At 47.2% G+C, this 24,474-nt stretch carries 13 protein-coding genes and 1 pseudogene; 5 read left to right on the top strand and 9 right to left on the bottom strand.

Features of this window, described 5'->3' with window-relative positions:
- Positions 1-88 precede the first annotated feature (88 nt).
- The 8 genes from KUA49_RS02535 to KUA49_RS02500 form a co-directional block, all read right to left on the bottom strand.
- Positions 89-862: a LytR/AlgR family response regulator transcription factor gene (locus KUA49_RS02535; protein ID WP_218412995.1), complete on the bottom strand. Its 774-nt coding sequence runs from the start codon at positions 860-862 to the stop codon at positions 89-91.
- A gap of 27 nt (positions 863-889) precedes the next feature.
- Positions 890-2,914: a histidine kinase gene (locus KUA49_RS02530; protein WP_218412996.1), complete on the bottom strand. Its 2,025-nt coding sequence runs from the start codon at positions 2,912-2,914 to the stop codon at positions 890-892.
- 64 nt (positions 2,915-2,978) lie between these two features.
- Positions 2,979-4,466 carry a toxin-antitoxin system YwqK family antitoxin gene (locus KUA49_RS02525; protein WP_218412997.1) on the bottom strand — a complete coding sequence of 496 codons (1,488 nt, stop codon included), beginning with the start codon at positions 4,464-4,466 and terminating at the stop codon, positions 2,979-2,981.
- Between the two features lie 244 nt (positions 4,467-4,710).
- Positions 4,711-6,651, bottom strand: a complete 1,941-nt coding sequence (locus tag KUA49_RS02520) for an alpha-L-arabinofuranosidase C-terminal domain-containing protein (protein ID WP_218412998.1) — start codon at positions 6,649-6,651, stop codon at positions 4,711-4,713.
- Between the two features lie 161 nt (positions 6,652-6,812).
- Entirely contained in the window at positions 6,813-10,049 is a 3,237-nt protein-coding gene (locus tag KUA49_RS02515) for a glycoside hydrolase family 2 TIM barrel-domain containing protein (protein WP_218412999.1), read from the bottom strand.
- Between the two features lie 6 nt (positions 10,050-10,055).
- Positions 10,056-11,261: a glycoside hydrolase family 88 protein gene (locus KUA49_RS02510; RefSeq protein WP_256624867.1), complete on the bottom strand. Its 1,206-nt coding sequence runs from the start codon at positions 11,259-11,261 to the stop codon at positions 10,056-10,058.
- A gap of 44 nt (positions 11,262-11,305) precedes the next feature.
- A complete protein-coding gene (locus KUA49_RS02505; RefSeq protein WP_218413000.1) occupies positions 11,306-12,577 on the bottom strand; it encodes a DUF2264 domain-containing protein in 1,272 nt (423 codons plus the stop codon).
- Positions 12,578-12,727: 150 nt separating this feature from the next.
- Complete coding sequence (locus tag KUA49_RS02500; protein ID WP_218413001.1) at positions 12,728-13,849, bottom strand: glycoside hydrolase family 43 protein; 1,122 nt, start codon at positions 13,847-13,849, stop codon at positions 12,728-12,730.
- A gap of 204 nt (positions 13,850-14,053) precedes the next feature.
- Here KUA49_RS02500 and KUA49_RS02495 point away from each other — a divergent pair, with 204 nt between their 5' ends.
- The 5 genes and pseudogenes from KUA49_RS02495 to tnpC all read left to right on the top strand — a co-directional run bounded on the left by KUA49_RS02495 (position 14,054) and on the right by tnpC (position 22,408).
- Positions 14,054-18,190 carry a two-component regulator propeller domain-containing protein gene (locus tag KUA49_RS02495; RefSeq protein WP_218413002.1) on the top strand — a complete coding sequence of 1,379 codons (4,137 nt, stop codon included), beginning with the start codon at positions 14,054-14,056 and terminating at the stop codon, positions 18,188-18,190.
- A 153-nt stretch (positions 18,191-18,343) separates the two neighbouring features.
- Positions 18,344-19,312: pseudogene (locus KUA49_RS02490) on the top strand (Rpn family recombination-promoting nuclease/putative transposase).
- Between the two features lie 668 nt (positions 19,313-19,980).
- Entirely contained in the window at positions 19,981-20,391 is a 411-nt protein-coding gene (locus tag KUA49_RS02485; RefSeq protein ID WP_270532637.1) for a hypothetical protein, read from the top strand.
- Positions 20,379-20,726, top strand: a complete 348-nt coding sequence (gene tnpB, locus KUA49_RS02480) for an IS66 family insertion sequence element accessory protein TnpB (RefSeq protein ID WP_218413625.1) — start codon at positions 20,379-20,381, stop codon at positions 20,724-20,726. Before KUA49_RS02485 ends, tnpB begins: the two co-directional genes overlap by 13 nt.
- Positions 20,727-20,827: 101 nt before the next feature.
- Positions 20,828-22,408 carry an IS66 family transposase gene (tnpC, locus tag KUA49_RS02475; protein WP_318331635.1) on the top strand — a complete coding sequence of 527 codons (1,581 nt, stop codon included), beginning with the start codon at positions 20,828-20,830 and terminating at the stop codon, positions 22,406-22,408.
- A gap of 339 nt (positions 22,409-22,747) precedes the next feature.
- Here tnpC and KUA49_RS02470 read toward each other — a convergent pair whose 3' ends face one another.
- Positions 22,748-24,469 (bottom strand): AAA family ATPase, encoded by a 1,722-nt coding sequence (locus KUA49_RS02470; protein WP_218412010.1) that lies wholly within the window; start codon positions 24,467-24,469, stop codon positions 22,748-22,750.
- Positions 24,470-24,474: the final 5 nt, after the last annotated feature.

Below are 24,474 nucleotides of genomic sequence, written 5' to 3'. Positions count from 1 at the left end.
TACCATCTTGGACGTTTTTTTATGCATAATTCAAACTTTTCCGGCCTTTTTCATACAATATGTTGGTATCCGAGGGGGAAATATGCATTTACAGGCTGCAAAAACGCTCGATAAACTTCTTGCGAAAGAAGCGGCCCACCTTCACATAATCGATGTTGTCGAACGGCGGATAGAAATGGCAGACATTGTCGACCACCTCTATCAGATAGTCCATATTGATGATGTACTTCTGGTTGACCTGCACAAACTGCTTGTCGAGACCAGCCAGCGACTCGCTCTTTACATTGCGCTTCAGGCGGACAGGAGCAGGAACACCTGCCACCACTACCTCCCAGCAGCGACCTTCGTGATTATACTTGAATACACCGATGTCTCGCTTGTCAACCAGTTTGAAGTCTGTGCTGTTGGTATAGAGCAGGAACTTATCATCCTTCGGATTCTGGATGCTCAAGCCGTTTTCGTCAAGCGATACGCCCCGGGCTGAGGATGGAAGGCTCTCGATGCCCGCCTCTTCCAGTCGGCACATAATCAGCGCCAAGTCCTTATTGTCTATCGGCTTGAGCAGCACATCGAAGGCTTTCTTGCGAAAGGCAGGCAGGACAAACTTGTCGTATGCCGTATACATCACCACACGACAGTCGCCATCCGTAAAATCATCAATACGGTCAAGGAAATCCAAGCCTGAAATATCAGGCAACTGCACATCGAGAAACAACACATCAGGACGATGCTTGTTGACCAGTGCCAATCCGTCCAAACCGTTCAAGGCGACACCAGCCACCTCAATCTTATAACTCTTCAGCAGGCGAGCCTCCAAATCGTAAGCCGCCTGCTTGTCATCGTCTACAATAACTATTTTCATATTCCCCTTAGTTTACATCTTATTATATTATATAGATAAATTAATCTCGTCTGGTATACAGAAACTGGATTCGCAGCCCAGCACCTTTCCGTCTTCACCCTTGAGGTTACGCATAGAGAAGGTCATCTTGCTGCGATTGCGCTCGTTAATCATCGCAATGGTCTGACTGAGCACCGTCAGTCCAGTCCGCTTCTTACCCGTGCTTCGGATATCGAAACCCGGTCCGTTGTCGATGACGGAGATGGATGTCATGCCTTTCTGCCTGCGTTCTACCTTTACCTGCAGTCGCTTTTCGCCTTCCCATCCTCTCAATCCGTGAACCAGGGCATTCTCCACCAATATCTGTACAAACATGGAAGGCACATGCACCTTGTCGAGGTCGATATCCGGAGCCACCTCAAGCTTGAACTCGAAGTTGCCATCTACCAGAGGTCTTTCTACCTCCACATACTGCTTCACGAAGTCCAACTCCTCAGCCAGGCTCACATCCAGTCGGCACGACATATCGAGGTTGGCACGAATCAGCTTCGACAGGCGCATCAGTTCATCCGCCTCGGCATTGCCCGAATGCACAATCTTATTATTCAGCACATTGAAGACGAAATGAGGAGAGATGCGGTTGCGCACAGCCTCCATTCTGAGCTGCATGATACGCAACTTATTGGTCTCCATGCGCCGACGGTTCTGAATCGTCTTCATGATGAAGAACATGATAATCAGCAAGACGGCAGCAACAGCAGCGATGGCAAACATCTTCACCTCCTGCAGTTCCACATTCTTATGCTCCATCGCCAGGTCGTGGTGAAGCTTGAGGGTATCTCGTGTGAATCGCTCCATCACCTCGGATGCCCGCATGTTGATGCGGCGGTGTTCCAGGGAATCGTTCTGCTGCATATCTTCACGCAGGTTTTCGTATGCCTGGCGGTAATCTCCCATTGCCCTGTAGTACAATCTGAGATAATGATTGCGAATCTGACGCATGGAAAAGGGCATCACAGGCATATTCTTCTCGGAATCCAGAATGCGGGAAACTGCCTGCATATCATGCTTCTTCACAGCCAGTCCGATGCGGATGGTGTGACAATAGTAAACCGCTACGTCGTCTGCATTCTTACGCATATAAGGCTCTACCTCATCGAGATATTTCTCCGACTCAGCCAACTGGTCCAGATTGAGATAGACATCAGCCATATTGAGTTTACAGAGATACATATCGAAGGTCTCCGTTTTGCCACGCTTTTCCAGCAAATCCTTGAGGCGCAAAAACAATCGAAGGGAATTCTTGTAGTCCTTAGAATAATAATAATAATTTCCGTAGTTGTTCAAATAATAGGCTTGCATCGCTACAGACATCTGATTGAAATACTTCTCAGTCTGCTGATAATACTGAAGCGACGTATCAAAATCGTTGAGTTGCAAGTAGATGGTAGCCAATCCCAGATAGAGGGTGATATTTTCTTTCTTCGGCAAATTGAGCGAGTCAACCAGAAACAGCGCACGGCGATACCACTGGGCAGCCTCGGGCAACTGGTTCTGGGCAATATAGGCATCTCCCACATTGGCACATATCATAGGCGACTGGTCCTTGGTATCGCTGGCCAGCGACAGGCGATAGGTTTCCAGATAGAGTGCCAGCGCCTCATCTCCTTTCTTATGGAAGTTGTGGTAGTTGGCAGCCTGCGTGTTGTAGGCAAAGGCAAGCAGACTGTTGCGGCGAGGCGACTCGGGCTGCTGCTTGGCAAACTGGATTACCTTATCTATATAAGGAACCATGGAATCGGGTGTTGACGACAGGCAGAAGTACTTGCCCATTCGGGAATAGTACTCATAGAAGGCAAAGCTGTCCTCAGCCTCCTTCAAGCCCTGTTCTACCAACTTGCGAGCCAGTGGCGACTGTGCAGCAATGGAATCATCCACCTTCCGCAACGCCTCCCGATACTCGTCGGATTCTGCCGAACCGGCTGGCCGCTGGCAGGCAGCAACGAGAAGTGCTCCCATTACGAAACAGGAGCACCTCTTGATTAAGCAGTTGATCATTTTCTTTGTTTTCATCTGATTAGGTCTGATTGTATCTGATTGTATCTGACTATATCTGATTGTATCTGATTGTATCTGATTACTTCTTACTATCGTCCCATTCAAACAAGTAGTCGATACCGTTGATCTTCACCTTTACGAAGAGATCCACTCCCTTGCGGTCGTCGGTATAGATATAGCCATAGACAACCTCACCCGGATGGATGGTAGTACGTTCCAGATAGCCCAAATTAGTAGGTTCCTTCTCGGCATACTTCATGCGGGTTCCATCATCCAGCTTGCGCATGCGGCAGATGCGGGCCTGGAAATCCTTCACCGTATTGGAAGAGTTAGAGAACTGGGCACCCAGGTTGGTATTCACATTGCTATTGCGGGCAGCCGGCATCATGGAATTGCGGCGCACATATTTCTCGATCTTGTCATTGTACTCCTGGGCAGAAATCTTCTCGAATTCCTTGCGTTTGTCCTTCTTGATGGAATAAATCTCTATCTGACTAGGGTCGAGGTCGAGATTAATCATACTCTTGTTTACGAGGAACAGACCAATCTGGCGATAACCGCCGATGTCTTCCACTATGGTGTTGCTGGCACCCACGATAAGACCATTCTTATTATAGTAAGGCCAAGCCACGCCGTTCTTATACTCCGTAACGATTTCCGAAGGACTTGGAGTTTCAAGCACTGGCTGCTTGTCGGCAAGCGAATACTTGGAGTAGTTGCCATCGATGTCAACCACCACATAGTAGCCATCCGGCTGGTCGGAAACGTATGGGGTGAGGGTACAGATCTTTCCATCCTCGGTGAAAGTGGCAGAAAGTCCATCACGTCGGCCTTCGCTCATCAGGAAGTGCTTATTGATGTTGCCATTATTGAAATAGATGGAATATTCACCGTTCAGCTTGCCATCCACAAAGGTCTTCTTCTCCTCTACATTGCCATCCTTGTAATAAGAGATGTAAGTATCGGTAAACTTACTGTTGGCATCATCATTCTTGTCGAGTTCCAGGAAACTGCCCTCACTCTGCAAGGCACCATCAATATAATAGGTCTTGAACTCCTTAGCCATGGTTGGGTTCGCTGGATAGAGAGCATAGCGATAATAGCTGGCGAAAGCCTTGTTGGTAATCACCTTCCAATTCTTGTTGTAGTAGATGGTGTCCACACGGTCCTGAGGAACAGCAGGAGCTGGCGGTGGCAACAATGAAGCCTCACCAGCTGCATTGGCAGGAGTTGCTGGTGTCGTTGCTGCAGCTGCTGCAGCGGTTGCCGGAGTTGTTGCCGCAGGAGCAGCAGCAGGTGTTGCTGTAGAGCCAGCAGGTGCTGCCGCAGCAGGAACAGCCGCAGCAGGAACAGCCGCAGCAGGAACAGCCGTAGTTTGAGCAGCAGGAGCCACAGCCTGAGAATCTACAGGCAACTTTGCGTCCTTAGTTTTGTCAACTGGTTTCTTGGTGTTATTAACGACGGTACGTTTAGCAGGGCGCTTACGCACATTACGTTTACTCTGCGCCATCACCTGGGATGTACACATCACAGCAAGAACCATCAAGATAAGATTTCTTAATCTCATATCACTTCCTATTTTTATTCAATTATTTTATAGTTAACTCTTTACGTGTGCAAATTTAATAAAAAAAAGTAGAAAGGGCAAATATTTTGTTATTTATTCATTCATTGGCATTAAAAAAAAACAAAAAAACAATCCCTTGCAACATTTCTGCTGCAAGGGATCTTCATTATCCATTAAATCTCGTACCTTAATAACCTTTATTTGTCTACTTAAAACAGTCTTTTATATAAAAAGAACGAATCTATTAGAATCGATATACCACGAAGCTGTTTGGCTTCATCTTCACATTCAAGACATTGCCGTTTGCCTGAGCATCCGATACCACAGGAACAACCACGTTCTTGTTGTCAATCTTGTTCTCTGCCTGGATATTGTCGGCATGGAGAACGGTTACCTTACCAGGGTTCAGCTTCTTGATGCCATTGAAGGTAACGTTGATTTCCTTCTCCTCGTTAGAGGTGTTGGCAATCTTCACGATGTAGCTCTTGGTAGCCTTGTCGAAACAAGCAGAGGCATAGAGACCCTTCTCGCCAGCCACAGCCTTGCCGTTCTCGGTAAGCTTCAACACATTGGTACCCTTGTTCTCGCCGTAAAGCTGCTGAACATAATAGTTGGCAGAACGGACAGAAGAAAGATTATCAAACCAGATGAGGTCTGGACGCCACTGCCATCCCTCTACATGAGCGAAGAGAGGTGCATAGGTAGCCTGATAAACTACATCGGCATTGCGCTCAAGACCCGTCATGAAGGCAGCCTCAGAAAGCGCAGCCTCCCAAGAGTTAGGATCGTTCTTGGCATGGGCAGCATACTCACCGGCAAATACCTTAGGACCCTTGCGGTCGTAGTTGTCGTAACGGTTGGCATTGCTGCGGAACCACTCAGGGCTCTTGTAGTAATGCTCATCAACCATATCTACGCCCAACTTGCGCATCTGCTCCCAACCGTAGTCGAAATCCTTGCCATCAGCAGATGGACCTGATGAACCGCAGATCTTGATCTTTGGATACTTGGCATGAATCTGCTCCATGAACTTCTGCAGACGCTCTGGATACATAGGACCCCACTGCTCGTTACCGATACCAATCTGCTTCAGGTTGAATGGTGCTGGATGACCCATATCGGCACGGAGCTTACCCCACTTAGAGGTGACTGGACCATTGGCAAACTCGATGAGGTCGAGTGCATCGTCGATATAGCTCTGCAAATCCTTAACTGCTACATGCGCATTAGGATCCTTATCACTGTTCTGATACTGGCAAGCCAAACCTACAGAAAGAATTGGCAATGGCTCTGCACCAATCTTCTCAGAAAGGAGGAAGTACTCATAGAAGCCCAAGCCCAATGACTGATAATAGTTAGGGAAAAGGCGATGTGGGAAGGTATCTCTCCAGCGGTTCTCATTCAGAGGACGGTTTTCTGGAGCACCTACACTGTTCTTCCACTCATAACGGGTGTCGAGGTCGGTACCCTCTACGATACATCCGCCAGGGAAACGGAAGATGCCTGGCTTCAAGTCGGCAAGATCCTGAACGAGGTCGGCACGAAGGCCATTCCAGTTGTCTGATGGGAAAAGAGAGATGTGATCGAGATCCACGCTCTCAGAACCTTTCTCCAGATAAACACGCATCAAGCCCTTGGCATCTGTCTGAGGAGAAGTCAGCGAAGCGGTATGCTTCTGCCATTTATTATTGGTAATGGTGATGCTCTTCTTGGCAATGACATCATTCTTAGAGTTAACCAACTCTACGCGAATCTTAGCCTGCTTGCCATCGATGAGATGAAGACGGCCATATACAGAGAAATCGTACTTCATATCCTTCTTCAAACCCATGCCGAAGAAACCGCGGTTCTCCAAACCGGTCTGCTTCTCACGAGCACCAGCACTCTCGAGAGTTACATAATGAGGATTGCGGTCGAAGGCAGGCTTCACGTCGCTGAGGGTTACATTTCCGAATGTATTCCATCCCATCAGGCGCTGTGGGAACTCGAAAGAACGGTTCTCCACCATCTCTGCATAGAGACCACCATCGGCACCGAAGTTGATATCCTCAAAGAAGATACCATACATGGTAGGCTGGATTTCTACTCCAGGCTTGTTGGCCTGAACCATAAACTGATGCTGTGCGAATGCTCCAAGAGAAGACATCGCCATCAACACTGCTGCAAAAAACTTAGCTTTTCTCATATTGTTCGTTATTGTCTTTTTTAGGTTGAAATTTTCTTTTCTATATTGATACGTTTATCATATATAGATTTACGGTTGCAAAGATACAAAAAATCCACCCCAAATGAGGTGGATTTTCTGTTTAAATATATTGGATTTTTGTCCAAATGCCTGTTTTTCTACTATTTTGTCTGAGGAATCAGCACAAAGTTGAAGGTCTTGTTTCCATAATGTACGCGATACTTCTCCAATGGCCAAGCACCCCAAGAGTTCTCACCGCCTACACCCATGTGGGCTGCATCGAGGAAGAGATTGGTGAACTTAGACTTCTTCAGGTCGAAGCTGTGACGCTGTTCCTTCTCATCGCCGTCGTCAAGTTCCTCGGTATCGAAGTGGAGAGCGCTGGCATAGAATGGAGCGCAGCTCTTCACCTGCAAGCCCAAGCCTGTGGCATCGGTCTGCTTCCACCAGCGGATGTCGCTCTTGGTTCCACTCTCCTGTGGACGGATGTATGGGAAGTACTGGTTGTCGGCATCATCATTGTAGATGGCGATGCGCATGCAGTCCTTGCGGTCGGAGTAGTTCTCAATAGGACCGCGACCGTAGTAGGTGCTCTTCTCCATGCTGTATGGCATCTGCAGCAGCATACCGAAGCGGAACATATCGCTCACCTTGGCACCTTCTGTTGCCTTGAAGTCTTCTGTTACCTTCACTGCACCTGTATTGGCAAATACGAGGTAAGTGATGTCCATCTGTCCCTGAACCTCCGGCATATCGAATGATGTGACGATGGTTACGGTGTTGGTCTTCTTATCTTTCTTCACGTCGATATTCTTCAGGTTCATCTGAGGGTTCTTCCATACCTTGAACTTCTTCTGAAGGCCTGCACCCATATCGTTGTCGGTAGGAGCACGCCAGAAGTTTGGCTTCAAGGTACCACCCTCGCCGAGCATTGACTTGCCGTTGTAAGCATACTCAGAGATGAGACCGGTAGAACGGTCGAGCTTGAAGGTGAGGTTTGGTGTTGTTACAGCTACCACATTGTTCTTCTTGGCAGCAAGCTTCATCTTCTTCTTGCCATGACCCTCAGCCAGCATCTTGCTGCAGTTACCCTCGCAAGCCTGCTTGGTAACCACAGGTAACTGTGCATAAGCAACAATCTGGCCAGCAGTCATCAATGGCTCTGAATTCTTCAGACGGAAGTCAATGTTGAGGAATACCTCCTTACCGGTAATCTTACTTCTATCGTAAGGAATGGTGTAAGTTCTGGTCTGCTGTGCAGGAACATCAAGGTCGGCGATGGTACCATTCTGAGTCTCTACGCCATCCTCTTCCAGGCTCCAAGCCAAGGCATAATTGCTCAAGTCGCGGAAGAAGTTCTCATTATATACATTCACCTGTCCTGTTTCAGCACTTACCATCTTTGCCCAGATATTCTGATACTGATAAGCCACTTCGTAAGCATGAGGATTCATCTGGCGGTCTGGACCGATGATACCATTACAGTTGAAGTTATTATCGCTAGGATCATACTTATTGTAATCACCACCGTATGTATATTCAATCTTGCGAAGTTCCTCGTTGTTCAGTCTGTAAGGCAAGATGCTCATAGGCTTCACAATCTTGCGGTGCAATGCCTGGTCAACGAAATCCCAGTCGAAACCACCCTGGAAGATAGGATACTTGCGTACCAGATCCCAGTAATCGCTCAGGTTACCACCCGAGTTACCCATGGTATGGTTGTACTCACACTGGATGAGAGGCATAGGACTGTTAGGATCCTTGGCATACTTCTCGCAGGCACTTACAGGATAATACATAGGGCAGAAGATATCGGTACCCTCGCCACGGCGAGCCTGCTCATACTGAACAGGACGGGTCTTGTCCTGGCTCTTTACCCACTTGTATGCCTGAATGAAGTTGTCGCCCATCACGGTCTCGTTACCCAAACTCCATGTGATGATAGATGGATGGTTGAAGAACATAGACACATTGTGCTGGTTGCGCTCCAGAATCTGCTTGGCAAACTCAGGCTTCTTGGCTGCAGCATCATCGCCATACTGGAAACCATGACTCTCCTGGTTAGCCTCGGCAACCACATAGAGACCATACTTGTCGCAGAGGTCGTACCAGCGTGGATCGTCTGGATAGTGGCAGGTACGAACGGCATTGATGTTCAGGCGCTTCATCATCATGATGTCCTGAATCATGCGCTGCTCGCTTACGTTATAGCCTTCATCCGGATCCATCTCATGACGGTTGGCACCCTTCAGGAGAACAGGCTGACCGTTCACCAAGAGCTGCTTGTTCTTGATTTCCACCTTGCGGAAGCCCACCTTTACCTGGATAATCTCGTAAGGTGAATACATGCCACCATTCTGGATAGGAGATACTACCAGGGTATAGAGGTTAGGAGTCTCAGCACTCCACTTGCGAACGTTCTTCACACGGAGCTGATACTTAGCCACACCATTCTTTACGTTATCTGTACCGGTTACGATAACCTCCTTGCCATCTGGGTCGTAAAGACCGAAGTAAGCCAAGGTGTTGCCCTGCAACTTCGCTGTGATGTTGAGTGCACCATCCTTATAGTTGTTCTTCAACTCAGTCTCTACACGAACATCAAGCAGACGATGATCCTTAGAGCGGGCATAGAGATAGTTCTCACGAGCCGGACCGCTCAGTCGCCAGAAGTCCTGATCCTCACACCAGGAACCATCGCACCAGCGGAAAGACTGGAAGGCGATGAGGTTCTTGCCCTTCTTCAGGAATGGAGTGATATCAAACTCTGCGGCTACCTTGCTATCCTCAGCATAACCGGCAAACTGTCCGTTTACATAAAGATAGATATTGGAAGTTACACTACCGAAGTGAGCGATGACGCGCTTTCTATCCCAGTTGGCTGGGATATTGATTTCACGACGATAGGAACCTACATGGTTGTCCTTGGTAGGAACAGCAGGTGGCTGCTGGTTGAAGTGACCACGCCAAGCGAAGCCCACGTTCACATACTCCGGCTGACCATAGCCCAGCATCTCCCAGTTGCCTGGCATCTGGATGTTCTTCCACTTTGAATCGTCAAGGTCTGTCTTGTAGAAGTCTGTAGGGCGCTCATCAGCGTTGGCTACCCAGTTGAACTTCCATGTGCCGTCGAGCGACATGTAGTTCATACTCTGCTTCTTGTCAAGATACTCAGCACCCGTTCCAGGGAAATCATTAGGATCGTAAGCGAAATGCAAGGTGTGCAAAGGCAAACGATTGATTTCATTCACTTGAAGGTCGTGCCACTCTGTGAAAGTAGGCTGCTGAATGGCTACCGTCTTATTTAACGGCTTAATGGCGGCCTTCGGTTTCTTAGCACCAAAAGCCACCATTGCCAAGCCTGCCATACTTAATGTAACGAACAGTCTTTTATTCATTTCTCTTTATTTTGAATTTAAATATTTGTCATATTCACAAGCGGTGAGAAGCATGGCTCCCACACCGAAGTTTGCCTGAGAGTTGGCATCCACGGTCTGTCCTGGGATAGCTCGCTCGCCGATAGGCTGCACATAGCCCACCTTGCCATCTGCCTGAACGGCTGTCTCTGTCAGGTAAGTCCATGCTCGGTCTATCACCTTCTTATATTCTTTCTTGTTGAGATAACCATTGTTGACGCCCCAAAGCATACCGTAGGTGAAGAAGGCAGTACCGCTGGTCTCCGGTCCTGGTGCATGTTCAGGATCCATCATCGAACGGGTCCAGTAGCCCTCTGGCTGCTGAATCTCAGCCACAGCCTTAGCCAACTTCTGGAACTTATCTACGAAGAACTGATAGTGCTTGTAGTCTTTCGGCATATCCTGCAGCACCTTAGCCAAGCCTGCGAGAACCCAGCCATCACCACGTGCCCAGAAGTCTTTCTTTCCATTGGCACTCTTGTGCTTTGGATAAACGTACTTGCCGTCACGGAAGTAGAGATTGGTCTCCTTGTCGAGCATGATCGCATCGGTAGTGAGGAGATTATCGTAAAGCTTGTCGAGATACTTGGTATCACCGGTCAGCTTATACATCTTGGTCATCACTGGCATCACCATGTAGAGGGCATCGCTCCACCACCAGTAGTCTGTTGGCTGAGAATAAGCCTCGTAGTGCATCACCTCCTTGGCACGCTTCACCATATATTCTGAAGCAGCGGCATTGCCCTTGGCTGCCTCAATGTTGTAGAGGTCGATGTAAGTCTGGAAGCAGATCTGCCAGTCGCCGAAGAGTACGTGCTGCTTGCCCTCGCCGTATGGCTTGTACTTCCACTTGGCTGGGTTAGCCTCTGTAGCACCACTCCAGTCGTTATGCTCAGCCCAACGGATGGAGTAATCGAGCATCTTCTGGTCCTTCAGCATCTTATATACCTCCATATTGCCGGTATGATAAGCGGCATTATCCCAGAAGGCACGAACCTCAGGCTTGTTGTTAGCCTGCCAGTAGTTATTCACCTTTGTGATGAGTGCCACCACCTGATCGTGGTCCCACTTTTTGGAAGCCTTCACTTCCTTCTTGTTTGCTTTCTTGACCTTAGCAGTCTTCTTGGCTGGCTGTGCTGCATTCAGAGGCAAAGCCAGGGCTGCAGCCGCCAGCATCATCAATATCTTGCGCATAACAATCTATAAACTCTTAACTATAAACTCTTAACTAAAAAAAATTACCACTTGTCCTTGGTAACAATCTCGTCCTTCCAGTGATGATCCTTAGGGAACTGCTGATTGTTCCATGCCTTCACCTGAGTCCAAGGCTGTGCTGCATCTGTCCAGAATGGATGGTCGGCAGGCAGGCCGAGAGGCATGAAGGCAAGGGTAGTCATATAGAGCGAACCGTTGTTGGTGTACCAGTCGGCAACGTTTTTCTGGCTGTTTCCGCAGAAACCGATAGAGAGATAACCCTTCTCATTGAAGTTGTTCTCCTGGTCGAACATGCGATGGAGCACCTTGGTCAGGGCTGCACGCACCTGTCCGTTGCTCAAATCCTTTGGCAACTTCTGATACCATGCCATCAGGGCAAGCGGCTGCATGGTTGCCATACGGTAAGGAATACTTCTTCCGAATGCAGGGAAAGTACCCTCTGGCGAAATGAATCTTTCGAGAATGATGCTGTACTTCTGGCAGCGCTTCAGTTCTCGGTCGTAGTACTTCTGATAGTCAAGACGGGAATTCACCTTGGCATCTACCATAGCCTGCAGTGTTTCCAGATACATAGGATGGAACACATAGCTGCTGTAGTAATCGAAGGCGAATACGGGACCATCGGCATACCAGCCATCACCCACATACCACTCCTCTACCTTGCGGCAAGCTGAGTTAACGCGATATTCATCGAAATCGCCACCCGCCTTTGCCATGAAGCTCTCGATGGTTGAAGAGAAGAGAAGCCAGTTGGTATAAGGAGGATCGATGTGGCGAAGTTTGGCAAACTCTGCGAGATAGCGCTTCTTGGTTACCTCGTCCAATGGCTTCCAGAGTGTATCGTAAGCACGGAGGAAACTCTCGGCGATGTAGGCTGCATCTACCAGGTTCTGACCACCGATACCCCAGCAGAGATAGTCTGGATTCTGAGGGTCAACGGCATTCTTGTAGGAAGCCAAGGCCCACTCGCGGAGCTGCTTGCGCTGCTTGCCCTCGGCTGTGGCATCATCCGGAAGGGTGAGCCATGGAGCCACACCTGCCATCAGTCTGCCGAAGCACTCCATATAGAGCACCTTCTTGTTGCGGTTGTCGAAGCTAGGACTGAACTCAGTCTGCATGTTCTTCTGCAACTCGCCCTTAGCCATGTTTTCGAGCACTGGCTGAGCCATCTTGTAGGCCAGCGAGCACCAATATTGGCGGTCGCTCTGCTGCATTACTTTCTTCTTGGCATTTACTCCCATGAAAGGAGCCACAGCCAAGACTACCATGATGATCGTTCTATATATATAATTCATAGACAGTTGTTGTTTGTTGTTTAATGTTTGTTGTTTTGTTTGTTCTGTTTACATTTGGTGGCACATAGATGCCAACATTTAATGAGTGTTTGCAAATATTTTGCAAATATAATCAAAAATAGTTAGAAACAAGCAGAGCGACCGTATTTTTTATTGTTTTTTCAACACTGGAGCACCATTTTCCCAAGAAATAGGCACCCAGAGATGCCGACTGTCACTTAATTGCTTTGGATTCCAAATATCTGCCATGAACACATAGTCGGCACCCTGGAACATCTTCTTCTGTGCGGCAGTTTCCACCTTATAGATAAAGGTACCCTGTCCACCGAAGGTTTTGTTGGCACCCTCGCCGCGGCAAGGGTTTGCCAACTGTTCCCAAGGACCATAGATATTCTTCGCCTTGAACATACGGGCTGCATTTGGAGCCCAACCGGTACATCCGCTGGTAATCATCCAGTAGGTACCATCCTGCTTGAAGATGGTTGGAGCCTCGTTCTGGCCACCAGCCGCAACACGAACATAGCTTCCGTTGTGCTGCATGTAGTCATCCGTCAATTGTGCGATTTGGAGCGTTAAGTTATCCTCTGATGAATAGATGTGGTATGCTTTACCATCATCATCGATGAAAATTGTCATGTCTCTCGACATCTGTCCTCCCTCAAAGTCTCTCATCCAGAACATGCCGCGCTCTATCTGCTTGCGCCATTCTGGAGTCCACCATGCCTTCAGTTCTGGGAATAGAAGCTGATGCTTGAGGTCGGTGGTATCTGGTTTTGAGAATCCCACAGGATAGATTCCTGGATTCACTCTACCTGAGCGAATGAACTTGAAAGGTCCGAAAGGAGTATCGCTGGTTGCCACGCTATAGCGGGCAGCACCATAGCCCCTACCCTTCAATTCGAGATGGAACCACATGACGAACTTCTTGGTCTTCTTATTGTAGAGAACCTTAGGGCGCTCGATGATGCAACCACCTTCGATGTCGCTGCCTGGCTCATCTGTTACAGGAAGTACCAAGCCATGATTGGTCCATTTCTTGAGATCCTTCGAGGTGAAGCAGCTTACACCCAATGAGCTGTAAGGTTTGCCATCAGCCGAACGGCTCTCGCCATACCAATAGTAGGTACCTTTGTAATTGAAGATGTTGCCACCATGCGCATTGATATGCTTGCCGGTATTGTCTTTCCATACACCGCCGTCCATCGGAGCTTGAGCCAATGAAGGCAGACAAGACAGCATCCACAACATCAGTAATGTGAATAGTTTATTCATTTGCGTTGAATTTATTATTAAGTTTGTAATACTCTAACTGTTCGTTGCTGGGTGCAAAATTAGAGATTTAAGCCTACTTTATAGGGCAGAATTCGGTAAAATAAGGATTCAAATCGTTAAAAACTGCATTTTAGGCACTTTTTTGGCAGATTCTTTATACCTTTGCAACGAATTTTGGAATTTAACTAACAATAAATAATAGACATGAAATCTGCCATATTACGCATCCTCGTCTGTCTGATATGCTTTGCCGCCTCGGTAAAAGCACAAAACTTCCCATATCGTTACCTTCCGCCCATCCCGATTGCACCCACCGAAGAGGTGAGCTGCATGTTCTTTGCAAGCAACGGCATCATGTGGGTAGGAACCAATGCCGGCGTGAAATCCTACGACGGATACGTGGCCAAAACCTATAAGTCGAGTGCCTACCAGCCAGGCATCCTGCCCAACAATACCATCCGCTCCATAGCCGAAGACCATCAGGACAACCTCTGGCTGGGTACGAGAAACGGATTGGTGAGGATGAACAAGCGTACCGGAAAATTCAAGAGTTTCTTCCTGCCCGAAGAATCCCAACGCATCATCTATACCCTCTACGTAAGCAAAGACGGAACGCTTTGGGTAGGAACAGACGGAGGACTCTCATATTTCAATCCAAAGACGGAGCGCTTCCATACATACACCCCCCAGAACACATGGCTTATTGATGAAAACGGACACAAGCAGAAGATTTCCAGATACAGCGTGAAAGCCATCGTTGAAGACCAGAACGGCGACTTACTCATCGGCACCTGGTCGTCGGGACTCATGCGATTCAAGCGTGGAACCAATATCATGTATCGCTATCCCAAGCTCAACGCCACCAACTCTGCCTACTCGCTCTTCTTCGACAAGCACCATCGTCTGTGGGTGGGAACCTGGGGCTATGGCGTGGTGCGACTGGACAATCCGGGCAATGTGAAGCAGCCTGGAGCACACCAGTACCCTTACAGCGCCAACCATTTTGATACCTTTTACAAGATTGTGCACGACCCAGTGACCCGAACACTCTGGGCATGCACCCGAGAAGGTGTGTGCTATCTGGAAGAAGATATTCCTAACGCAGAATGGAAGGGATACAGCTCCATCGGCAATAATCCACTCAACTTCAACAACGATATCGCCACCGACGGACAGGGCAACATTTGGCTCTGCACGCAGAACAACGGTATCCTGCAAGTAAATACCCAGCCTTCGATATTCAAGCTATGGAATCTTGACAAGAGCCATACCCAGCTCACCATCAACTATATATATTCCATTCTGACCACCGACGGCGAGAATTTCTGGCTGGGACTGAACCCATACGGCATCGCCCTGCACAACCGCAAGACCGGCAAGACTCTCTTCAACCACGAAATACCGGGCCTCGCCAATATCCAGCAGAGAGCACTCACCACCAGCATATCGGATATAGCCAAAAGAAGCAACGGGGAAATCTGGTTTGCCAACAACAGCTATGGTGTCATCGTCAAGCCTGCCGCCGAAAAGCCAGCCTTCCTGCTGACACACGAAACTCATCCATCTATCATACAGGATAATTTCGTGAATACCCTCTTCGAATCAGACGATAAAATCATGTGGATAGGACAGCGCAACGGTCTGAGCATCGTATATCCCAACAACCAGGGCACTGCAATTACCATGAAGGAGGGAAAGAAAGACCTTACTTCTTGCGACATCCGCCATATCTCGCAAGACAAGGAGGGAAACATCTGGCTTGCCACCGACAACGAGGGTATCATCCGCATATCGGGCAACGCCAGAAACCCAAAATCTTTAAGATGCAAGCAGTATAGTCTTGCACAGCGGAATTTCGACATAGAAGATGCCACCGCCTGCCTGGAAGATTCAAGGGGAAGACTCTGGGCTATCTCCAACAGCGGCGGACTCTTCCTATATAATAAGGTGAAAGACAAGTTTGAGCCGAAGAACCAGGAATATCATCTGTCCGGCGACCGCATGCTCACCATCAAAGAAGATGAGAATGGAAACCTCTGGCTCACCACCGACTATGCCCTCGTCAACATCGTCTGGGGCAAGGACAGCAAGAAGCCGCAAGACATCATCTATTTCACCAACGAAGATGGCCTGGGCAATGTGCTCTTCGTACCCAACACGGCTTGCCAGTATGGCAAGGAACTCTTCTTCGGAAGCCGAACCAGCTTCTTCTCGTTCGTGCCGTCGATGAAGCCGCAACTGGGCAAGAACAGAAAAGCCAAACTGGTGGTTACCGACGTTATTGTTGACGACCAGCCTTTCGCCAAGCTCGATTCTGCCGAAAAGGCTGATATCTCGAAAGAGATGCCTGCCTATACCCGACAGCTCATCATTCCGGCTGGAGTGAAGAAATTCAACGTGGAGTTCGCACTCCTCACCTACGGCAATACCGAGAAGAATGTATATGCCTACCAGCTGGAGGGGTATGACGACGACTGGCAGTATTGCGACAAGGGGGTACACAAGGCAGCCTTCCAGAACCTCAGTTCAGGAACTTACTATCTGAAAATCAAGGCTACTGACGGCTACGGCAAGTGGCAGGAACTGCCATACACCATCACCATCCAGGTGCTGCCCCCATGGTATGCTTCCCGAATAGCCTTCATGTTCTATATCCTGATGCTCATTGGCAGCTTCTTTGCTGCTGCCAGATGGTATAAGGAGCGGGTGAAAACCCGAAACAGCCTGCAGATGGGAGTTATCCTTACCAATATCACCCACGAGCTGCTCACCCCGCTCACCGTCATCTCTGCTACCATCTACAAGCTCAAGGAGGTGGCACCACAGTATGAGGAAGACTATCTCGTGATGGACAGCAACATCAACCGCACCACCCGACTCCTGCGACAGATTCTGGAAGTGAGAAAGTCGCAGGCAGGACAGCTGCATCTGCTCGTGAGCCGCAGCAACCTGGTTTCCTTTATAGAAGAAGCCTGCGAGAATATCCGTCCGATGGCTGAACACCAGAAGATTTCGCTATCCCTGGAGAAGCCGAAGGCAGAAGGCTTGGCATGGTTTGATGCCGACAAGATGGATAAGATCATCTACAACCTGCTCTCCAATGCCATTAAATATAATAAGGTGGGAGGCAAGATTGATGTATCGCTCAGACTCAGCAAGGAGCAGGCGGTCGTCACGATTGCCGATAATGGCATCGGTATGTCGAAGGAGAAGATGAAGCATCTCTACACCCGATTCTTCGATGGCGACTACCGCAAGCAGAACATGCCGGGAACCGGTATCGGACTGTCGCTGACCCACGACCTGGTGAAACTGCATCATGGCAACATCCAATGTGAGAGCCTGGAAGGCGAAGGCACTACCTTCACCGTTACCCTGCCTATCAAGAAGAGTGCGTATGCACCAGATGAAATTGACAATTCTGACAAACCAAATGCAGTAAATCAGGAAGCCATCAGACAGGCAAGCCAGGAAACGAAGCAGGAATCCCAACCTGCTTCTGAAGACAAACCTAAGCTGGCACCTGTCCACCAGAGCATCTTCATCAAAAAGAATGCAAGCAAGATTCTGGTGGTTGAGGACAACGAGGAATTGTTAGCCCTGATGCTGCAGGTATTGAGCAAAAACTATCATGTGTTTACGGCAAAGAACGGAAAGCAGGCAATGAACATCATCATGAAGGAGAAACTAGACCTCGTGGTGAGCGATGTGATGATGCCGATTATGGACGGTATCGAACTGACCAAGCTGCTGAAAGAAGACAAGCGCTTCTGGCAGTTGCCTGTTATCCTGCTCACCGCCAAGAACAAGGAAGAGGACAAGACCGAGGCCTATGCCGTAGGAGCAGACGCCTATATCACCAAGCCGTTCAAGTTTGATGAACTGGAAGTCCGCATCAATGCCCTGCTTGCCAACCGCAAGAAGATGATAGAAAAGATTCAGGCTGAAATTTCGCTCCAAACCAGCACGGAGAGCGAAGCACAGGCTGCGTTACATTTGAGCAACCCAGATCAGGCATTCATCACCCGTGCCACTGAGATTGTGATGCAACATCTTGCAGATGGCGATTACAACCGAGAGGCATTCGCCAAGGATATGGCGATGGGCGAATCCACTCTATATAATAAGGTGAAAGCCACAACAGGGCAAACGGTCATTGCCTTCATCACCAGCATCCGCCTGAAGGAGGCTCAGCGCATCATCCGGTCGAACCCTAACATTCTGATCAGCGATGTAGCCACCCAGGTAGGTTTCAACACGCCGAAGTATTTCTCGAAATGCTTCAAGAAGGAGTTCGGCATCTTCCCGAAGGAGTATGCCGAGGAACTGAAAAAAGGTTAATTGAAGTCCTCAGGAAATTTCGCATTCCGGGGTAACATATAAAGAAATCTGTCGCAATCTCGCTTTTTTATTGAGGTTACGACAGATTTTTCGTTTAAAAGTTGTCGTAATCTCATATTTTTTGTAACTTTGCGGCATGGATTTTTAAAACAGATGATTATGAAGCAGGTAGAAGAAAGATATATCAGCTTGCTGACCGATTTCGGTTTCAAGCGAATTTTTGGAACAGCAATGAACAAGGATTTGCTCATTTGCTTCCTCAACAGCTTGTTTAATGGCAGACAGGTTGTGAAGGACGTATCGTATCTGAATCCAGAGCATGTGGGAGATGTATATACCGACCGCAGAGCCATCTTTGATGTATATTGCGAGGGCGAAAACGGCGAGAAGTTCATCGTAGAAATGCAGAATGCCTACCAGACGTATTTCAAGGACCGCTCCCTCTTCTACTCAACCTTTCCTATCCGTGAACAGGCACCTAAGGGGAGTGAATGGGATTTCAAACTCAATCATGTCTATACCGTTGCCCTGCTCAACTTCAGCATGAACGAGGATGCATTCGACAAGGAGAAAATCCGCCATCATGTGCAGTTGTGCGACACAGCTACCCACAAAGTATTTTACGACAAGCTCGAATATATTTATGTAGAGATTTCCAAGTTCAACAAACCCCTGGAAGAATTGAATACGCTTTACGAGAAGTGGCTCTATGCACTGAAGAACCTCTATAAGCTTACCCAGCGTCCGAAGGAGCTGTGCGACTAGGTCTTCGACCGCCTCTTTGAGGAAGCCGAGATAGCCAAGTTCACTCCGCAGGAGATGAGGGAGTACGAGACCAGCAAGATGGCATATCGCGACATCAAGAATTCCGTAGACACTGCCAAGCGTGAAGGTATAGCTGAAGGCATGGAAAAGGGAATGGAATTAGGTATGGCGAAAGGTAAGCAAGAAGGTCTTGCGGAAGGTATGGAAAAAGGTATGGCGAAAGGTATGGAAAAAGGTATGAACCAGAAAGCCCTGGAAATAGCTAAGAATATGCTGGCAATGGGACTTTCAGCCGAACAGGTTGCCAAAGCTACCCAGCTCCCTTTGGAAATCATTAAGAATCTGAGCAATTCATAAAAAACAGAAAGCGGAGATGTAGATTACGAATATCACCATAAAATCAAGGGTCTATACGCCACCTTTTCATCGTGGCATATAGGCCCTTTCTATTTCCCGTGAAAAAAGTTTTTGGCGAGGAAAAGTATCAAAGTCTCATTTTTTGTAGCAAAAGTCCGTTTATCTAATTAATAATCAATATGTTGACACAAATGAGACTTTTCTGATAATTTTACATAAAGTATCATAGAAGTATCATAAAAGCAGCATAAAGTATCACAGAATGTATCATTGAAGCATAATAGAAGCACCACAAAAGTATCACAAAAGCAACATTTAGCGCCAATGCATAATTGCAACGCAGCTTGCTAATATAGTGCCCAAAAACAGTCCCAAACGTTGGGCACTCTATGCCCATGGTATGGGCAACCAGTGCCCAGTACATAGTCTCTCGATGCCCAGTACATGGTCTCTAAGTGCCCATGTAACGGGCATCAAGAGACCAGCCGATGGACCTTATTTAACCGAAATAGTAGACACTTCTCTACTTTTATTCCTGCTTTTCTAGACATAAATTCCCCGAATGGGTAGTTTATGATACTTCTATGGTAAGCGGCTCCGCGTTTATACCATTGTAGTCTTCTCATTTGTTCGTACCTTTGCACCATCATTTTAAAATCAAACAAATTATGACAGCAAACGAACGTTTTGAGAAGGCTTGGGATTCCTTCTTAGTCTATCTGAATCGAAACCCCAAGGCCCAACTTACTCCTTTCTTGAAGGAAAGACATGTAAATCATCGCACCATGATGAACTGGATGTGCGAAAAAGGATATTCAGTTTTACGTGCCAAGCAGGAAATCCGCCAAGCCCAGGAGGCAGCCCGCAGAGAAAAAGCAGAAGCATCTGCATCAAGTACAGGCATGATGTTCGTGCCTATGGAACCTCCTACCATAGATCTTCCTATGGAGGACCTCCTTTATGGCATAAACATAACCTTTCCAAATGGAACTTTGGTTTCCGTTAAAAAAGGATGTGCCAAGTCTGTTATGGCGTTGATGAAACTTTATGAGAAGGAGGATGCAGTATGTTTGGATTGAATGAGAGTACCCAGTACTATGTCTGCCAGAGATACGTACGAATGAACATGGGCATAAATGGCTTGTATCAGATAGTGAGAACCGAGCTGGAACTTCCGCCACTTGGTGGTGCGGTATTCATCTTCTTCTCCAAGAACCGCCAGCAGGTAAAAATGCTCAAGTGGGATGGCGATGGTTTCTTGCTGTACCAGAAGCGATTGGAGCGAGGAACCTTTGAATTACCATTCTTTGACCCCAAGAACAAACAATGCAAAATGCCGTACAGGACACTATCGGCCATCATGAGCGGAATTTGCCTAAAAAGCATGAAATATAGAAAGAGACTCAATCTATAGTAGCGGCAGGAAAATTCTAACATATTGTACATCAATAAAATAACTAAAAATAATATATAAGAATACTTGCATATCTCGATATTTTTTCGTATCTTTGCACTATGACAAAGGACGAAATTATAGTACTTTTGAAGGAACAACTTCAGCTTGCCAACGAACAACTTCAGCAAGCTAATACTACAGTGAGTTCGCTGACCCTACAGGTCAACGAACTCATTATACGTATAAAGTCATTAGAAGAACTACTCGTCCAGAAAGGAATCGCCATAGACAAAGCGAATCGTCAGAACAAGGCACTCGGCAAGCTCGTTTCAGGCAAGAAGTCCGAACGTCAGGAGAAGAATCCACAAGACTCGATGCCCCAGGAGGAATTTGACAAGAAGAAAAAAGAGCAGGCCGAAAAAAGAAAGGCACGCAAAAACAACGGAGCCAAGCGTGACATGCATTACGAAATGAAAGAAGTGCATGTTACGATAGATCCAGTCATGGATGCAGAGCTTTTGAAGACGTTGCGTCTCTTCGGGACTCGTACCTGTATACGTTACAGCATGGAACCCATCAAGTTCATCAAGACCGTGTATCACATCAACACTTATACGGATGGAAGTATCATGTATCCGGGGAAGACTCCGCCGGCTCTGTTGTTGAATTCTTCCTATTCACCTTCCTTTGCAGCAGGTCTCCTGCAGATGCGATACATCTATTCCATGCCGGTAGAGCGAATTACCAAATACTTTGCCGACAATGGGTTTACGTTAAGGAAAGCTACGGCAAACAAGCTGATTGCCAGAAGTGCCGATGTACTGGAAAACTTCTATAAGGCTATCTGCCAAGTAGTGTTGCAGCAGGATTATGTCTCGGCAGACGAGACATATCATAAAGTGCTGTTAGCCAAGACAAAGCCTACGGACAAGGGTTCGAAGAAAGGCTACCTCTGGGCTGTAAGTGCGCCTGAACTGGGACTTGTCTTCTTCGTATATGAGGATGGTTCACGTTCTGAGCAGGTCATACTTAACGTATTCTCTGATTATAAAGGTACCATACAGAGTGATGCATATGCTCCTTACCGGAAACTGGAGTCGGATGCTTATCCTGACATTATGAGAATCGCCTGCCTACAGCATGTCAAGAGAGACTTCATCGACTGCGGCAAGGAGGACAAGGATGCTCAGAAGGTCGTAGATATCATCAACAGATTTTATCGAGAAGACAAAAAACATAAGGTTGGGGTAAATGGATGGACCGTTGAAGACCATCTTGCCTATCGGCAGTCATACGCACCAGACATTTTACAGGATTTATTGGAGAAACTGGAGGAAATATCTTCCAGGAAGGATTTGCTGCCCAAGTCTACCTTGGCGCAGGCGGTCGGCTATGCCCTTAATGAATATAATGCCATTTGTGACATCTTCAAAAGAGGTGATACGGCTCTCGATAACAACTACATTGAGAGAATCCAGAGGTACATATCACTATCAAGAAGAAACTCTATGTTCTTTGGCTCGCACGAAGGAGCAAGACGGGGAGCTATCCTATATTCTATAGCTATTTCATGCAAGTTGAATGGCATCAATCTGTTTGAATACATTAGCGATGTCATAGAAAAGACCATTGAATGGCAACCGAATACCCCACTGGAGAAATATAGAGACTTACTTCCTGACCGATGGAAAAAGCAGTAACAGCATTTGTTTAATCAGCTGTTACTGTTTTTTTTGAATTATGCAAGGTATAAACGCGGAGCCGCTTACCTTCTATGAGACTTTAATGATACTTCTTGTAAAAACATCAGAAAAGTCTCATTTTTATATCTTACTATCAATCAAACAATTACGTCATTATCCACTCCCAAAAATGAGACTTTGAGACTTTTTCTCACAAAAAAACTTTTCTGCCTGTACGGTTGAAACGAGCTGAAAGCCCAAAAGCTAATGTGATTACGAATATCACCATATAATCAAGGGTCTATACGCCACCTGTATTCATCATGGCATATAGACCCTTGTCGTTTTTTAAATTCTTTAGCACTCCGTTATTTTCCACAAGTCATTACCTTTATAGATGATGGCTATCTTGTGGATAGGCTTTCCATTCATCAGCTGTGGCAATCTTGTGTCTTGCGCATATTGCTCCAACTGAGTCCTTGCTTCTTCCAAGGCCTTGTTTCCTTCTTCATCGGTATCGCCCGTTTTCAGATATTTCAACTCCAAGAGGTAGGCATGGGCAACCTCTGGAAAACGGGTGAGGTCCGGAATCATCGTCAAGTCGCAATAACCACCATTCAACTCCATTTCCTGGATGATGTAGTAATAACCACTATGGTTGAGATAAGCGGCGATGAAACCTTGCAGATTGCGCTCTGCCTGGATGCTGGAGTGAATACTTGTGCAGTTTCGGTAACCTTCGGCGATGTATTCGATGGCTGGCTTGATGTTACCATCCAAAGCCATTACATCGTATCGGTCGGCAAGATGATTATTGTTGATTTTGGCATCCCTGTTGTATTCATCCAACACATAGCCGTAATATTGGCGGCGTACATTCTCGTTAGGGATTCCCAACTTTACTCTTCTGCCACGCTTGCCAATGATGGTCAGCATGCCATAATAGTAGAGCAGACTTGGGAACAGGTCAGGGTCAACCAAGTCTTCAGCAGGGAAACTTTCTCTCAGCTCCGCCCAGATGTAACCTTGGTTGATGATTTCTTTCAGCACGCTCTTGCGGTCGCCCTGCAGCTTGTCCAGGAAGATGATCTTCTTCATCTTGGCATAATCGGTCATGGTGTTTGGGTCTACCATCTCGTCCGGCGCTTTGCCAAAACGGATGAAATGGCGGAGATAATAGATAACCATATCCGAATTGAACATCTTTGGATCTGTGACCAGACTGTCCTTTGCGAAACAATAGTTGTCATACCAAGGCTTCATGTCGGTAATCAGCTGGTCGGTCGGAACCTTGATGAGTCCTACTTCTCTGTAGTATTCTATCATTTCCCGTACCTCGTTCTCGCTGAATCCCAACATCATGTTGAACATGGGGTCCATGGAGAGATTGGTGCCGATGTTATAGCCACTGTTGAGGTCGTTCACGGTGACAGGACTTACTCCCATCATCATGATGCGTTGGAACATTCCCTTGAATAGCTTGAAGAAGTCACGGTAGAAGCCTTGTGCATGAGTCAGGGCGTGATATACAGCTTCTCCTTCCTCGCTCAGGATATTGTTGGTGAAGTTGTCATACTCGTCAATGATGAGATAAAGTTGCGTACCTTTGCTTTTGGAATAAACATTCAGTGCATTTAGCTTATAGGAGGCACCGGAAAAACCAAGGTATTCCTCCATGTTGAAATCTTCATCATAATAGGCAGCATACTTTTTGATGAAGCCATCCAATACGCTGTTACAATATAGATTGAAGTTTTCCTCCAAAGTACTAGGACCTGCTGCAGCTCTGGAGAAATCAAAGTATAAAACTTGATATTTGCCAAGTCCTTCGGTTGGGTGCGACTCAATCCAAGTATCCTTGAATGTGGTATGGAACGAGTCTTTCTTCTCGATGTCGTAGTAGGCTTGAAGCATCGTGAGGAAGACACTCTTGCCAAAACGGCGTGGGCGGATGAGATAGAGAAAGTCTCCTGCTTCCTCCATCTTAGGTATAAACATTGTCTTGTCAGCACAGTATCTGTTCTGACTCTTAATCCAGGTATAATCAGCAACGCCGTATGGTAATCTCTTGTAATCCATATCTT

Source organism: Segatella copri, from assembly GCF_019249655.2.
Classification (GTDB): domain Bacteria; phylum Bacteroidota; class Bacteroidia; order Bacteroidales; family Bacteroidaceae; genus Prevotella.
This window is presented reverse-complemented; position numbering and strand designations above follow the sequence as displayed.